The 14827-nt window shown below is 71.5% G+C and carries 9 protein-coding genes and 1 pseudogene; 2 read left to right on the top strand and 8 right to left on the bottom strand.

What is annotated here, in order from left to right:
* Positions 1–22: 22 nt before the first annotated feature.
* The 8 genes and pseudogenes from Aiant_RS00235 to Aiant_RS00205 all read right to left on the bottom strand — a co-directional run bounded on the left by Aiant_RS00235 (position 23) and on the right by Aiant_RS00205 (position 12283).
* Entirely contained in the window at positions 23–1261 is a 1239-nt protein-coding gene (locus tag Aiant_RS00235) for an enolase C-terminal domain-like protein (RefSeq protein ID WP_189334195.1), read from the bottom strand.
* Entirely contained in the window at positions 1258–2100 is an 843-nt protein-coding gene (locus Aiant_RS00230) for an NAD-dependent epimerase/dehydratase family protein (protein ID WP_189334196.1), read from the bottom strand. Before Aiant_RS00230 ends, Aiant_RS00235 begins: the two co-directional genes overlap by 4 nt.
* Before the next feature lie 38 nt (positions 2101–2138).
* A complete protein-coding gene (locus tag Aiant_RS46965) occupies positions 2139–2708 on the bottom strand; it encodes a GNAT family N-acetyltransferase (protein WP_425322736.1) in 570 nt (189 codons plus the stop codon).
* Between the two features lie 60 nt (positions 2709–2768).
* Positions 2769–4493: pseudogene (locus Aiant_RS00225) on the bottom strand (penicillin acylase family protein); the annotation flags it as partial.
* Entirely contained in the window at positions 4490–6694 is a 2205-nt protein-coding gene (locus tag Aiant_RS00220) for a GNAT family N-acetyltransferase (RefSeq protein WP_189334198.1), read from the bottom strand. The gene Aiant_RS00220 and the pseudogene Aiant_RS00225, both read right to left, overlap by 4 nt.
* Positions 6691–7971, bottom strand: a complete 1281-nt coding sequence (locus Aiant_RS00215) for a lysine N(6)-hydroxylase/L-ornithine N(5)-oxygenase family protein (RefSeq protein ID WP_189334199.1) — start codon at positions 7969–7971, stop codon at positions 6691–6693. The genes Aiant_RS00220 and Aiant_RS00215 overlap by 4 nt, the downstream gene beginning before the upstream one ends.
* Entirely contained in the window at positions 7971–9452 is a 1482-nt protein-coding gene (locus Aiant_RS00210) for a pyridoxal phosphate-dependent decarboxylase family protein (RefSeq protein ID WP_189334200.1), read from the bottom strand. The genes Aiant_RS00215 and Aiant_RS00210 overlap by 1 nt, the downstream gene beginning before the upstream one ends.
* Before the next feature lie 206 nt (positions 9453–9658).
* Positions 9659–12283, bottom strand: a complete 2625-nt coding sequence (locus Aiant_RS00205; RefSeq protein WP_189334201.1) for an ATP-binding protein — start codon at positions 12281–12283, stop codon at positions 9659–9661.
* Between the two features lie 139 nt (positions 12284–12422).
* On the opposite strand from Aiant_RS00205, the gene Aiant_RS00200 reads away from it, so the two are divergent.
* Entirely contained in the window at positions 12423–12959 is a 537-nt protein-coding gene (locus Aiant_RS00200) for an RICIN domain-containing protein (protein ID WP_189334202.1), read from the top strand.
* A 274-nt stretch (positions 12960–13233) separates the two neighbouring features.
* The gene (locus Aiant_RS00195) at positions 13234–14823 is read left to right on the top strand and encodes a xylulokinase (protein ID WP_189334203.1); all 1590 of its coding nucleotides are present in this window, start codon (positions 13234–13236) and stop codon (positions 14821–14823) included.
* Positions 14824–14827 lie beyond the last annotated feature (4 nt).

The following is a 14827-nucleotide window of genomic DNA, read 5'->3' as shown; positions in this document are numbered from 1 at the left end:
GGGTGTGCCGGAGGAAAAGCGGTCAGGGGGCTTCGACGGCGCCGTCGGGCCGGCGGACCGTGCTGGTCCAGCGTTCGTGGACGCCGAAGACCGGGGGGAAGCGCTCCGCAAGTTTCTCGTCCAGGCCGACGCCCCACCCGACGCCCTCCGGCGGGGTGGCGTAGCCCTTCGCGATGACCGGAGTGCCGGGGAAGATCTCGTGGACCGGTTCCGGGTAGACGTGGCCCTCCTGGATGCCGAAGGCCGGGCTGGTCAGGTCGAGGGCGAGGTTCGCGGCGGCGCCGATCGGGGAGACGTCGGCCGGGGCGTGCCAGGCGGTCTGGACGGCGGAGAGCTCGCACAGGTCGGCCAGTTTGCGGGCCGGGGTGAGGCCGCCGATCGCGGAGATGTGGCAGCGGAGCAGGTCGACGCCGCCGGTGGTGACCAGGCGGGCGGCCTCGGCGACCGAGACGGTCAGCTCGCCTGCCGCGATCGGCACCGGGGAGGCGGCGCGGACCTCCGGGAGACGGTCGTAGTGTTCCGGCGCGACCACGTCCTCCAGGAAGAACAACCGGTACGGCTCCAGCGCCCGGGCCAGCGTCACCGCCTGTTTAGGGGTGAGGCGGCTGTGCACGTCGTGCAGCAGTTCGACGTCGTCGCCGAGGCGGTCGCGGGCCGCGGCGAACAGGCGCGGCGTCTGCCGGAGATAGTGGTGGACGCTCCAGCCGTCCGGGTAGGGCGCGTCCGGATAGGCCCCGGGCGTGCCCGGCGCGCCGTAGGTGCCGAGCCCCGGACCACCCGTCTGGAGCCGGACATGACGGTACCCGGCGGCGATCAGCCGTTCCGCGTGGTCCAGCGTGTCCTCCACGGTCGCGCCCTCGGCGTGCAGGTACACCGGGACCGCGCCGCGCAACCGGCCGCCGAGCAGCTCGTACACCGGCAGGCCGGCGCGTTTGCCGGCGATGTCCCAGAGCGCCATGTCCACACCGGAGAGCGCGCTGTTGAGCACCGGGCCACCGCGCCAGTACGACGAGAAGTGCAGCGTCCGGGTGATATCGGTGATGTCCGCCGGGTGCCGCCCGGCCAGCAGCGGCGCCACGTGCTGCTCGATGGCGCCGGCCACCGCCGCGAACCGCTGGTGGAAGGTGGCGCAGCCGAGGCCGTACAGCCCGGGCTCGGTGGTGTCGATCCGGACCACCACGAGGTTGACGCCCTCGGGCGCGGTGACGATCACCCGGACCCCGGTGATCCGCAGGTTGTCGCGGTGCGTCCAGGGCGTCATCGGTCCGCCACGAACTCGGCGGTGAAGCCGAGCAGCTCACGGGCGGGTTCCAGGTCGATCGGGACGGTCCGGCCGGGGAAGTGGGGCCGGGGCACGCCGGGATGGAAGCGGTCCAGGAGCCACTCGGTCGGCTGGGGGGCGAGGATCCGCGGCGCCGCGACGTAGAGCACGTGACAGCCCGGCGAGGCCGGCTCCAGGGCGGCCACGAGCGCCCGGGCGGCGTCGCGGGTGTCCAGGTAGCTCCACACGTCCGGGGCGCCGCTGCCCGGGTCGGCGGCGAACCGCTCGGCGGTCTCGCGCAGCCGCCCGGCCGGGTCGCCGATGAACGGCAGCCGCAGCGCCACCACGTCCGTCCCGTATCGCAGCGCCACCATCTCGGCGGTGGCCTCGTCGGCACGCTTGCTCAACGCGTACGGATCGGTGATCTGCAGCGGCAGCCGCGCGTCGATCGGCAGGTACGGCATCCGCAGCGGCCGCCGCGCGAACGGCAGCCCGCAGATCGCGTAGCTGCTGGCGATCGCCGCCCGCCGGATCCCGGCCCGCCCGGCGTGGTCGAGCACGGTGAAGGTGGCCAGGCTGTTGCGTCCGAACACCTCCTCGGCCGGGTCGGCGTCCGGATGCGGGATGGCGGCCAGGTGGATCACCGCGTCCACGTCGCGCAGCGCCTCCGCGACCACCTGCGGATCCCGGGCGTCGCCGGTCACGACCCGGTCGGCGGGCAGGTCGGTGACCGGGTCCAGCACCAGCGCGGTGACCGGCCTCCCGCGGGCGGCGAGCAGATCCAGAACTGCCCGGCCGACCAGCCCGGCCGCGCCGGTGACGAGCACCCGATCCCCCATGATCGGAAAACTTACGCCGCCCGGGGCAGCGGAACAATCTACCTCTCGGACGCCTCGAACCGTGCCCGGTCGAGGAAGGCCAGCTGGGCCCGCTTGTGGCCCAGGTCGATCTCCGGGCCCAGGGTGAAACCCTCCCGCCGGAGGCGGCTGATCATGCGGTCGTTGCGGACGTCCGGTTCGGCGATGATGCGTGCGCGGGCCGGGTCCGCCGCGAAGAGGTGCCGGAGCAGGGCCGGGAAGACGGCGCTGGTCAGGTGCGGCAGATCGTGGCCCTCGGCGTCGATCAGAAGGTGCGAGCCGAAGTCACCGGGCTGCACGTCGTAGCACTCGCCGACCGGGTCGAGTGACGGCTCGTACGTCTGGAAGATCCCGATCGGGCCGTCGTCGAGCAGCAGCAGGTAGGCGTGGTGGCTCTCCAGGCTGTCGACGTACCCGTAGATCTCCTCGACGTCGGCGACCGAGTGCCCGCCCATGCCCCAGAACCGGTTGCGCTCCTTGGTCACCCAGCCGTGCACGACCGGGGCGTGCGCGGCCGGATCGAGCGGAACCATGGTCAGCTCGCCCAGGCCGGGCAGCTTCTCCGCGAAGGCGATCAAGGGCTCCTCCATGAGTTCCTCCCAGTCGGTGACCAGCGGGACGAGCGTCCCGTGCGCCCAGAGCGGCAGCTGGTCGAGGAAGTGCGGCGACGCGGGGTCGTCGGACGCGCCGAACGGTACGACCCACCGGCTGCGCCGCCGGTCGGCGATGTCCCAGACATAGCGGGCGACCGGCCCGCGCCAGCACAGATCACTGACCCCGGGAATGCTGGACGTGGCGAGCACGCAATCGGCCGAGCCACCGAGCCGGACCTCCGGCACGTCGGCGTCCAGCCCGGGCAACTGGAGCGGGTGCAGCAGATGCCGCGCACCCCAGAGAGAATCGGGCGTCGCGGGCGCGGCGGCGAGGGCCTCCGGATCGAGGCCGAGCCCGGCGAGCACCCCGTCGAGCGCAAGCCCGATCCGCGCCCGGGGATCGATCCACGGCGCGAACAGCGGATCATGACCGGACGGCGAGAAGAGCGGCGCCAACGCGGGCAGGTCGCACAACTCGCGGGCGACGGCCGACCGCTCGGCCATCCGGCGCCCGGCCTCGGCGGAGCCGGCGGGAAGCGTGGTGTCCATGTGGATCGACTCGTGCGGCACGCGAGAGTCGAGCAGCTCACGGATCCGGTGGGCGCGCGCGGGCGGTGCGAAGTCCACGCCGTACGGCTCGGTGTCGGGCCGCCGGTCGTTGGCGTTGACGGCGGTGGTCACCTCGGCACGGAACATCGGCGCCCACCCCGGCCGCCACGCGTAGCGGGCCTCCCAGGCGGGCACCGGCACGATCCGGTTGCGCTCGTCGCGCTGCGGCACCCGGCCGACGGTGAGCTGCAGGGTGCGGCCGGTGCTGTCGGCGGTGAGGACACTGTTGACCGGTTCGACCCAGTGGGACAGGGCGTCGGCGACATCGTCGACGGTGGACGCGTGCAGCAGCGGCAACAGGGCGCCGAAGCCCAGGTCGCATGTGGACAAGGACGGCGTACGAAGACTCAGGTTCCCATCGATGACCGGCCCGCGCGCGGTCTCCAGGACGTCGACCACGACCGGGGGCTCGTCGCGGACGGCAATCGTCTCCTGGCGGGTGGCCACCGGCTCCCAGCCGGTCGCGCCGCGCGCCTCGAACCCGTCCCCGGTCGCGCGCAGTTCCTCGATGTAGAGGTCCTGGTAATCGGCCATCGCGTTGGTGACGGCCCAGGCCACCGATCCGGTGTGGCCGAAGTGCTGCACCCCGGGCACGCCCGGGAAGGTCAGCCCGGCCACGTCGAAGGCCGGGCAGGCGAGCCGGACCTGCTGGTAGACGCCGGGCAGTTCGAGGAGCCGGTGCGGGTCGCCGGCGATCTCGCCCGGAACCGTCCAGGCGTTGCTGCCGGAGCCGCCCGGCCCCTCGGTGGCGAACCACGCGACGGCGTCCGGGCCCAGGGTCCGCTCGACGTGCGCCCGCCACATCTTGTTGCCGAACGTCCCGAACAGAATGTGCTGCACCTGGAACACGCCGAGCGACGACCACGGCTGCCACTCGATGCCGCCGGCGCGGACCCCCGCCGCGTACGCCCGCAACCACCGCCGGGTCGCATCGTCCAGTCCGTCGAATGACCGCCGCGCCGTCTCGTCGAGCCGCACCCGTCGCGCGAACCGGTCCCACCCCACCTCGGCGGCCCCGGCGACGGAGGCGAGACGCCCCTCGGAGCGGAGCCGCTCGACGGTGATCTGCCGGCCCCGGTCGGTTGCGGTCACCCGCCCCTGCAGCCAGGCGAGGTCGAGGACCGAGCCGGCGCGCAGGTGCGGGATCCCGTAGGCGTCGCGGTAGACCCTCATGCCGCGACCGGGTTGTCCAGCTCGCCCGCGAAGATCAGCGAGCTGGCCTGGTCGGTGAGGTCCACCATCTGCAGCGTGTTGCGCAGCTGGAGCCGGTTCAGACAGGAGTGCCGGAACGTGGGCCGCAGCAGGTCGAGCCGCCCGCCGAGGGACGGGTGGTCCTTGGCGTGCTCGCGGATGCAGTCGCCGGCGAGCGCCCAGAACTCGGTGGCGCCGAGCACCCCGTCCGCGTCGAGGATACCGGCGAGGTGCCGCAGGAACCCGTCGAACACGTCGGTGAAGACCGCCAGTTCCTTGATCTCGTCGCTGACCTCGATGCGGATCCGCTCGACCTCGGGCGGCAGCGGCTGGTCGTTCATGACCGCCACCTCCTCGCCGATGTCCTTCATGAACACCCGCACCGGTACGTGGTTCTCGAGCACCAGGATCAGGTTCTCGCCGTGCGGCATGAACGCCAGATCGTGCTTGAGCAGGCAGTGCACGATCGGCCGCAGGTAGGCGCGCAGGTAGGTCGCCACCCACGCCGCCGGTGCCACGCCGGACTCGCGGATCAGGGCGGCGGCCAGCGAGTTCCCGGCGCGGTCGCGGTGCAGCAGACTGGCCATGGTGGCGAGCCGCTCGCCGTCGGCGAGGCGCGGGAGCGGGCTCTCCCGCCACAGGGCGGCGAGCATCTTGGTGTACGCACTGGGCGTCCCGCTCCGGTGATAGGCGTCGCCGACGTACCCGATCGACGCCAGCTCCCGCAGCACGCCGAATCCGCAGGCGCGCAGCTCCTCGTCACCCTCCACGACCCGCGCGACCCAGTCGTTGATCGGTGGGGTGGCCCGCATGTACTTCGGCGACAGCCCGCGCAGGAAGCCCATGTTCTGCACGGCGATCGCGGTCTTGACGTAGTGGCGTTCCGGCCGGTCCAGGTTGAAGAACGTCCGGATCGACTGCTGTGCCTGATAACGATCAGGTCCGGCGTCGAGCGGGACGATCGCCCTGCGGGCCACGTCGGGTGCGAACGTGACGGCGACCTTGTGCTCCCACTGCCACGGGTGCACCGGCAGGTAGCGGTAGTCGGCCGGGTCCAGTCCGTGGGCACGGAGCTGCCGCTCGAACCGGTCCAGCAGGTCGCCCAGCTCGGCCCGGTAGTGGTCGAGCTCGTCCCCGGCGTACACGAAGATGCTCTCGTCCTTGCGAATGGCGACCCACCGCAAGCGGACCGGCCGCCCGGACTCCGGGGTGTATGCCTCATGATCGCCGAGCCCGTAACCGATGCGCCCGTTGTTCGCCACGAACCCGGGGTGCCCCTCGGTCATGGCCGCCTCGATGGTCTGGAAGCTCGCGTGCACGAGGTCCTCGGCGCTCTCCCGGCGGTGCGCATACTTCCAGGCGCTGCCGGCCAGCGTCGCGGAGATCTCCTCGAGGTACGTGCCGAGCAGCTTCTCCGGGATGCCGAGCGTCTCGCGCAGGCGAGCGATGAAGTCGAGCGCGTCGAGCGGCCCGTCCAGCGACTCGGGGTCGATCACCCAGTGCTCGAGCGGGTAGCGCTTCGCGGTGAACGTGTTCTCCCCGAATCGATACCTGTCCTGCTGGGAAGGATCGGGCAGGGGCGAGATCAGGCGCTCGTGGCTGAACTCGGCGATGGCCTTCGCGATCAGTCGCCGGTGCGCGAACGCGATGGCCTCCGGCCGCAGGTGCGGGACGCTCATCGCGTACGCCGTGCGCGTGCAGAAGCTGAGCCGGCCGGTCTTGCCGTGCAGCGGCACGTCGCGTTCCGGCACGAACCCGACCTCGGCGTTCTTGCGCTGGATGGCGTCGTTGCGGACGTCCGGCTCGACGACGACCCGCTCGATCCGCGGATCGGCGAAGCAGAAGTCCATGACGGCCCGCATCACCGCGGAGGTCACCCCGGAGCGTTTGCGGGTCGGCGGCGCGACGAGCACGTGCATGCCGATGTCACCGGGCTGCACGGCATAGTGAGCAGCCAGCTCGCTGTGCGCCGGGTCGTAGGTCTCGGCGAGGAACAGCGGGACATCGTCGTCGTCCAGCCCGAGCCACACGTCGTAGTGCGGGTTGTCCAGGAAGCCCTGGTACTCCTCGCGCACCCGCTCCACGGTGGCGCCCTGCAGACCCCAGTAGTGCGAACGGGGATGGGTCACCCAGGCGACGAGAAGATCAAGATCACGATCGAGGTTCAGCGGTACGAGTCTCACGATGTCACCAGTGCCTTGGGGATGTCGGCCGTGGGGGCCCCGAACTGCTGGAAGGCGATCGACTCCTCGACCGGGTAGATCTCGCGCCCGGTGATACCCCGCAGGATCACGCTGTTGCGGTAGGCGCCCATGCCCAGGTCGGGGTCGGTCACGCTGTGCGTGTGCTCGGCCGCGTTCTGGACGAAGATCTCCTCACCCCGGCGGTCGACGGCGTAGTCGACGGCGACGTCGAACCGGCCGTGGGCGTCCCAGTTGATCCGATCACGGACCGGGTCCAGGAAGGACGGCACCCGTGGGGCGTAACCGGTGGCCAGCACGAGTCCGCGGGTGGTGGCCGTGAACGAGCTGCCCTCCTCCTGGTGCTCCAGCGCCAGCGTCCAGCGCTCGCCGTCCCAGATCACGCCGGACAGGGCGGTGCCGGTGAGCAGCGTGGTGGACACCGGCCCGGCCAGGCTCTTGGCGTAGAGGGTGTCGTAGATGGCATCGACCAGGTCGCCGCTGATGCCCTTGTACAGATTGCGCTGCTCCCGGCCGAGCCGGTCGCGGGTCTCCAGCGGCAGGCGCCGGTGGTACCGGATGTACTCCGGCGAGGTCATCTCCAGCGTGAGCTTGGTGTACTCCATCGGGAAGAACCGCGGCGAGCGGGTGATCCAGCTCAGGTGGTAGCCGTACGTCTCGATGTCGTTGAGGAGATCGAGGTAGATCTCGGCGGCACTCTGCCCGCTGCCGATGATCGTGATCGAGTCGAGTCGCTGGAGCTCGGCCTTCCCGGGCAGGTAGTCGGCACTGTGCAGGTAGGGCCCCTGGTCCACGGCAGCCGGGACACGCGGCGCGGTGCCGATGCCTAGCACCAGCTTGCGGGCCCGGAACGTCTCACCGTTCGTGTGCACCAGGTAGGCCTCGCCGTCGTGGGTGACGGTGTCGACGCGGGTGTCCCACCTGATCGACGACAGCTGCCCGGCCACCCACTTGCAGTACTCGTTGTACTCGGCGCGCAGCGGGTAGAAGCTCTCCCGGATGTAGAACGGATAGAGCCGACCGACCTGCTTGAGGTAGTTGAGGAACGAGAAGCGCGAGGTCGGATCGGCCATCGTGACCAGGTCGGCCATGAACGGCACCTGGATCGTCACGCCGTCGATCATCAGGCCGGGATGCCAGTCGAACCCGGCCCGCTGCTCCAGGAAGATCCCGTCGACGCCGGTGAGGTCCTCGGTGAGGGCGGCCAGCCCCAGGTTGAACGGGCCGACGCCGATCGCGGCGAAGTCGTACGTGCGCATCAGGCCATCACCGCCGCGGCCTCGTCGCGCTCGCCGGTCATCTCCGCGCCGATCCCGCGGATCAGGTCCAGCACGCCGCGCAGGTCGTCCCTGGTGGTGTTCGGGTTGAGCAGGGTGAACTTGAGCCAGTAGTGCCCGCCGATGGTGGTGCCGGCGACGATCGCCCGGCCGCCGTGGAACAGCCGCTGGCGCAGCCGCGGCATCAGGTCGTCGCACTCGGCGACGGTCGTCCCGGCCGGCCTGTACCGGAACAGGACCGTGCTCAGCGTCGGCGCGGCCACCGCCTCGAAGTCCGGGTCGTCGCAGATCTCCAGGTAGACCTCGTGCGCCCGGTCGATGACAGCGTCGAACATGGCACCGATCTGCTCGGCGCCCATGGTCCGCAGCGTCATCCACAGCTTCAGCGCGTCGAAGCGGCGGGTGGTCTGCAGGCTCTTGTCGACCTGATTCGGCACGACGGCGGTGCGCGGGTTCAGGTAGTCGGCGTGCACCGCGATGCGGCGCATCGTCTCGCCCCGGCGCACCACGATCGCGCTGGAACTGACCGGCTGGAAGTAGCTCTTGTGGAAGTCGACGGTCACCGAGTCGGCCCGCTCGATGCCGTCCAGCAGGTTCCGGCGGCGCGAGACGAGCAGCCCGCAGCCGTACGCGGCATCGACGTGGAACCAGATGCCCCGGCTCTCGCAGATCCCCGCGATGGCGTCGACCGGGTCGATGCGGCCCAGGTCGGTGGTGCCGGCGGTGGCGACGACGGCCATCGGGATCCCGCCGTCGCGTCGCACGTCGTCGATGGCGGCGGCGAGCGCCTCCGGGTCCATCCGGCCGGTGCCGTCGGTGGCCACACCGACCACCGCGTCGGCGGCCAGGCCGAGGATGCCGGCCGACTTGCTGACGCTGAAGTGGCTCTCGGTGGTGGCGAAGATCCGTAGCTTCGGGATCGCGGTGGCCCGGTCCCCGGCCGGACCGGCCAGGGTCTCCTCGCGGGCCAGCAGCAGGGCCTGCAGGTTGGACTGGGTGCCGCCGCTGGTGAAGATGCCGTCGGCACCCGGGCCGAAGCCGATCCGCCCGGCCGTCCAGTCGATCAGGCGGCGCTCGATGAGGGTGCCCGCGGTGCTCTGGTCCCAGGTGTCCACCGAGGAGTTGACCGCCGAGATCAGCACCTCCGCGCTGAGCGCGGGGATGGCCACCGGGCAGTTGAGGTGGGCGACGTAGGTGGGCTCGTGGAACCAGACGGCGTTGTCCAGGTAGAGCCGGGCGACTTCGTGCAAGGCCGCACCGGTGTCACCGAGGGGCCGGTCGAGGTCGACGGTGTCGATCTGCTCCTGCAGCTCGGCGACGCCTGCGCCGGAGTACGGCTGCCGCACTGCCTTCACCCGGTCGGCGAGCAGCGCCGACGCGTGCCACACGCCGGACGTGTAACCGTCCAGCGTGGACCCGGAAAACAGATGCGGGGAATCGGACCGCTCCAACGAGGCCTCCACTAAGGTAATGCTTACCTAACCAAGGGGACCCTAACCTTCTGGGGCGCGAGAAGGAAACCTGCCTCGGGTGCTCGGCACCGGGCCCACCGGGCACTCGGGCAGGGCGCGACCTGCGCATATCCTCATGAGGACGACTGCGGCGACCGCCGAGTGACGATTGCCACATAAGGCGCGAATCCCACTCGGTAGAGTGGACGGCTGTTGCGCTAATCCGATGGGTCCGCGGGGTTGGGGCTCAGGACGAGGTTCCGGCGGTGTGCGATCACGATGGCTTGGCCGCGATTGGCCGCGCCGAGTTTGCCCAGCAGAGCCGAGATGTGATGTTCCACGGTCTTGCGGGACAGGGTCAGCTTGGCCGCGATGTCCGCGTTGGAAGAGCCGTCGGCCAGCATGGTGAGGATTTCGGCCTGGCGGGCGGTCAGGCCGGCCGGGTGCGCCGCGGTGGGGCGGCGTGGGCCGCGCGGGACGCCGGTCACCCCACGCTGCCGCAGGCGCGCGCGCAGCCGTTCCGTTGCCCGCACGGCGCCGAGGCCGTCCAGCATCCGCAGCGCCTCGGACGCGGCCGTCCGGTCGCCGGCCGCCATCGCCTCCAGCCGCAGGTAGATGGCGCCGCGAGCGGTCCAGGCCGCCGCTGCGCCGGCCCAGTCGCCGTTGATCATCTGCTGGTACGGCTCCGCGACCGCAGTCGTGGTGGTTCTCGTGCCGTCGGCCTGCCACAGCCGGTACGCCAGGGCGCCGAGGTGAAACGGTTGGCAGGTCCCGGCTGCCCGAGCCAGTCCCTGCCGGGCCTGTGCGGCGGCGCGATCGAGGTCGCCGTTCCACAGAAAGTATTCCGAGCGGGCGGCCGCCACCGGCGCCATCCACTGCGGCTCACCGATCTCGTCGGCACGGCGGGCGGCCTCGGTCAGGGTGGCGAGTGCGCCGGGGTGGCCGCGGGCCGCCTCGATCCGGCCCCGCGCCACCAACGGGAACACCGCTGTGACGGCGAACTGCCCCGGCCCGGCCAGCGCCGCGTCGGCGTCCCGCAGCGCCCCGGTCCAGTCGCAGCTGTGCACCCGCAGGTTCGCCCGGGCTCCGAGCAGATAGTGCAGGTAGCCATCGAGGTCGTGTTCCGCGGCGTAGGCCAGCGCGCGGTCGAGGTGCACGACGGCGCTGCCGTACTGCCCCAGCTCGTCGGTCAGGCCGCCGGACAGGCACACCAGGGCTCGGACGGCCTGATCGACGTATCCCGCGGCGGCGGCCCGCTCGTGTGCCTCCAGCAGAGCGGCCCGGGCGTCAGTCGCCCCGCGAGTGAGCCGCGCCGCCTGCACGTTGATGGTCGCGTGGACGACGGTCTCCGCGTCGCCCAGCTCTTGCGCCATGACCCGGGCCTGCTCGCCCACCGCGATCGCCTCGTCGTGCTCCCACGCGCGCATGTGCTGTTGCGCCAGGCTGCTGTACGCCATCGCAAGCTCCCGGCAGGGCGGCCCGGTGGCCAGTGAGGTCACCGCCCGGTCGGTTGCCTCGCGGGCCAGCGCGGCCTGCCCGGTCCACCACGCCAGCCGTGAGATCCACCGCAGGTTCTCCGCGACCTGCCGGGGCTGGCACAGCTCCTGCCGCTCTGCCGCCGCCCGGCGCCGGGCTCGCAGGCTCTCGCTGAGCTGCCCGGCCAGGTAGGCCTGCAACGCGTACAGTTCCAGCAGCTCGGCACGCCGGGGGGCGGACAGCCGGGCGGCGTGGTCCGCGGCGGCCCGGTACAACGCCGCCGCTTCCCGGTGCGCGCCGTGGCGGGCCGCGTCGGCTGCGGCCGCCTGCCCGTATCGCAGGATTGCGGGCGCGTCGCCGGCGTACCGCGCGTGGTGCACCAACCGCACCGGATCCGTGCCGGGAATGCCGATGAGGGTGTCCAGCACCCGCTGGTGCAGAGCGGCCCGCCGCGGCGGCGACAGCGCGTCCTCCACCGCCGCGCGCAGCAGTTCATGCCGGTAGGACACGCCGTCGCCGGACGCGACGAGGACCCCGGCGCCGATGCACCGGTCGACGAGGTCGGCCACGTCATCCAGGCCGGCTGAGCCGGCGACCATCGCCGTGTCAGCGCGGCTGGGCACCACCGCCACCAGCTGGGCCAGTTCGCGTGCCGCCGCCGGCAGGGCGCGCAGCCGGTCCAGGATGAGGTTCTGCACCGCGCCCGGAACCGCCTGCCCCGCGGCGTTCGCCAGCTCGGTCACCAGCAGCGGGTTGCCCCCGGTCAGGTGGTAGGCCCGCACCGGGTCCCGGCCGGTGCGCAGTGCCTGCTCGTGCACGCACTGCGGGGACAGGGGCAGCAGCGGTACCCGGCGGACCATGGCGCTGGGCAGCGAAGAGAGGGTGCTCCGCAACGGATGGTCGAGCGCCAGCTCGTCATCGCGATAGGTGATGACCAGCAGCGCGGGCAGCCGCCCGATCCGTCGGCCGAGCAGCGTGATCCAATCCAGGGTGGCCGCGTCCGCCCATTGCGCGTCCTCCACCACGATCACGGGCCGGGGCCGCTGCCGTGGCCCGGACAGCTCGTTCAGGAACGCCGCGAAGATCTCCTCCTGGTCCGCCCGCGCGCTCAACCGCTCGGCCAGCAGGCCACCGGTGTGCCGGCCGATGTCGCGCAGCGGACCCAGCGCCCGCGGGGTGATCAGGCGATCGCAGCCACCCCAGAGGACCCGGGCCCGCGGCCCGGACCGTCGGACGAACTCCGTGACCAGGGCCGACTTGCCGAGTCCGGCTTCGCCGGCCACCAGGGCGACGAGGCCCCCGGCAGCGCTGTCGCCCAGCAGCCGATCGAGCAGGCCGAGTGCCGCGTCGCGTTCCCACAACCGCACGGCATCGACGGTAGTACCGCTCCCGCTCACCCAGTTCCCGCCGTCGGCTACCCGTCAAGTTGGGGGAGCTCACCCATTCCGGATCGGCGACCGGGCCGTAGCGTCCGGCCGGTCCGATCCAGTGACGGAGGGGAACGACATGAACGTCAGGCAGAAGATCTTCGCGGGACTGGCCGCGTTCGCGGCCGCAGCCGCCGTGATCCTGGGCAGTCCCGGAACGGCGAGCGCGAACCCGGTCACCCCGAACGCGGTCACGTTCAACCAGATCCGCAACCTGCACAGCGGCAAATGCGTCGAAGTCGACCGCAGGGGCGGCGTCGTACAGCAGTTCACCTGCAACGGCACGGTGGTCCAGCTCTGGCGGAAGGTGGCGCTGGACAACAGTGGCTACTTCGAGCTGGTCGTCGCCTTCAGCGGCCAGTGCATGACCGTGGACAACGCCAGCCAGGCCGATGGTGCCGGGGTGCACCAGCAGGGTTGCACGGGCACCTTCAACCAGCAGTGGACCACGATGCCGAGCGGCGTCCCCGGCTGGCCGTTCCTGGTGGCCCGGCACAGCGGCAAGGCGCTGATCATCAAGTCGGAGAGTCTGCTCGATCGGGCGTCGCTGGTCCAGGACACCATCGGTGACGACGGACCCGACTCGCTTCACGCCGGGGACTGGCAGTTCCAGTAGGACCGCCCGCAGTGACCCAGCCATCCACGGCGGATGTCTGGGCCGCTGCCCCATGCCCGGTCCTGATCCGGCGGCGGCGGCTCCGGGCGTACACAAAACAGGTTTTGATGGGTGGAACCGGCGGCGTCGGCGAGCCCGGAAGTGGGCTGTGATGTGCTTCGATGTGAGTGTCCGGCCCGGTGTGGACGGCAGGTGATCGGCTCCGATGGGAACGATCACAATTGAAGGGAGGGGCTGCTGGTGGACCAGCGCACTCGTACGGTAGAACGTGAACATGACGAACTTGCGTGAGGCGATCGACCAGGGGCGCACGGCCCTCGGGATCGAGCTGGGGTCGACCCGGATCAAGGCGGTGTTGATCGGTCCCGACCACGAGGCGATCGCGACGGGCAGCCACGACTGGGAGAATCAGTTCGTCGACCGGGTCTGGACCTATTCGCTGGAGGCGGTCTGGGCCGGGCTTCAGGACTGCTTTGCGAAGCTCGCGGCGGACGTCCGGGCGAAACACGGCACGGAGCTGCGGACCACCGGCGCGCTCGGGGTGTCCGCGATGATGCACGGTTACCTGGCCTTCGACGCCGACGGGGAGCTGCTCACCCCGTTCCGCACCTGGCGGAACACGAACACCGGCGACGCCTCCGAGGCGCTCAGCGACCTGTTCGGCCACAACATCCCGCACCGGTGGAGCATCGCCCACCTCTACCAGGCGATTCTCAACGGTGAAGAGCACATCGGGCGGCTCGCCCACGTCACCACCCTGGCCGGTTACGTGCACTGGAAGCTGACCGGCCGCCAGGTGCTCGGTGTCGGCGACGCCAGCGGCATGTTCCCGATCGACGTGGCGACCGGGACCTACGACGCCGGGATGCTCGCCCAGTTCGACGAGCTGGTCGCCGGGCGCGGCGTGCCGGCGCTGGCCGGGCTGCTGCCGGCGGTGCTGCCCGCCGGTGAGACGGCCGGCACGCTCACCGAGGCCGGCGCCGCGCTGCTCGACCCCACTGGCGTCCTCCTCGCCGGGCTGCCGCTCTGCCCGCCCGAGGGCGACGCCGGCACCGGCATGGTCGCCACCAACTCGGTGGCCCGCCGGACCGGCAACGTCAGCGCCGGGACCAGCATCTTCGCCATGATCGTGCTGGACGGGCCGCTGAGCCGGATGCACCCCGAGGTCGACCTGGTGACCACCCCGGCCGGTGACCTGGTCGCGATGGTGCACTGCAACAACGGGGCCAGCGAGCTGAACTCGTGGGCCGGGCTGTTCGCCGAGTTCGCCACGGCGCTCGGGGTGCGGGCGGACAGCAACACCATCTTCGAGACGCTGTTCCGCTCCGCGCTGGCCGGGGCGCCGGACGGCGGTGGCCTGATGGCGTTCAACTACCTGTCCGGCGAGCCGATCACCCGGCTGCACGAGGGCCGGCCGCTGTTCCTGCGCGAGCCGGGCAGCACGCTCGATCTGGCCACCTTCATGCGGACCCAGCTCTACTCGGCGCTGGCCACCCTGCGGATCGGCATGGACGTGCTGCAGAAGGCCGAGTCCGTGCGGCTGGACCGGATGTTCGCGCACGGCGGCCTGTTCAAGACCCAGGGCGTCGCGCAGAACCTGCTGGCCGCCGCGATCAACACCCCGGTCTCGGTCGGTGACCTGGCCGGCGAGGGCGGCGCGTGGGGCATCGCGATCCTGGCCGCGTTCCTGTCCGGCCGCAAGGACGGGCAGAGCCTGGATCAGTTCCTGAACAACGACGTGTTCGCCGGCACGCAGCTGGACACCGCCGCGCCGGACCCGGTGGACGTGGCGGGCTTCGACGCGTTCATGCGGCGCTACATCGCCGCGCTGCCGGTGCAGCAGGCGGCCGTCGAGCACAGCTGATCGT

The sequence above is a fragment of the Actinoplanes ianthinogenes genome (genome assembly GCF_018324205.1).
GTDB lineage: Bacteria > Actinomycetota > Actinomycetes > Mycobacteriales > Micromonosporaceae > Actinoplanes > Actinoplanes ianthinogenes.
The sequence above is the reverse complement of the archived record's forward strand: the minus strand, read 5'-3'. Positions and strand labels throughout refer to the sequence as shown.